This is a genomic window from Cryptosporangium minutisporangium (genome assembly GCF_039536245.1).
Taxonomy (GTDB): Bacteria; Actinomycetota; Actinomycetes; order Mycobacteriales; family Cryptosporangiaceae; genus Cryptosporangium; species Cryptosporangium minutisporangium.
This window is the reverse complement of sequence record NZ_BAAAYN010000112.1, coordinates 281-757: the sequence shown is the minus strand read 5'-3', so window position 1 is coordinate 757 and position 477 is coordinate 281. Positions and strand designations below refer to the sequence as shown.

The 477-nt window shown below is 34.4% G+C and carries 1 protein-coding gene; it reads right to left on the bottom strand.

Features of this window, described 5'->3' with window-relative positions; all coding sequences use genetic code 11:
• The coding region (locus tag ABEB28_RS42350) for a transposase (RefSeq protein WP_345733966.1) at positions 1 to 477 on the bottom strand (477 nt) is incomplete at both ends.

Here is a 477-nt window from a genome sequence, read left to right as displayed (position 1 = left end):
TGATTACATATCTTGCGGTTTTGATTATTTTTGCTGCAAGAAATACATACTTCAAACGAAAGGTCTTTATTTGCTGTCTGTATTCTGAAGAGTCCAAGGAATCAAACTTGAACAACAAAAATAGGTTATATGAAAGCATCATCATTTGAAACACGGCTTCATTCGCCCAAAATGACTTTAGCAAGAGATGACCCACCGCCATGTCGTATTTGGCTTCTTTGATATAGTTTTCAGCATTACCACGCTTTTCATAGTATATAACTACTTTTTCAGAAAGCAAGGTAGTATTTGTTACAAAGAAAAAGTAGTCGTATTCGGAACCTTCTAAAAGTGATAATTGTGCTCTTTCTTTTTCTGGTTTCAGTACGCGAGATACGACAAATCTTCTGTCTTTTTCCCATTTAACTAATTTTGTATACAGTTCTGTAGTTTCTCTACCTTCTTCTCCTTTAACGAATACAATTGATGAATTCGTTG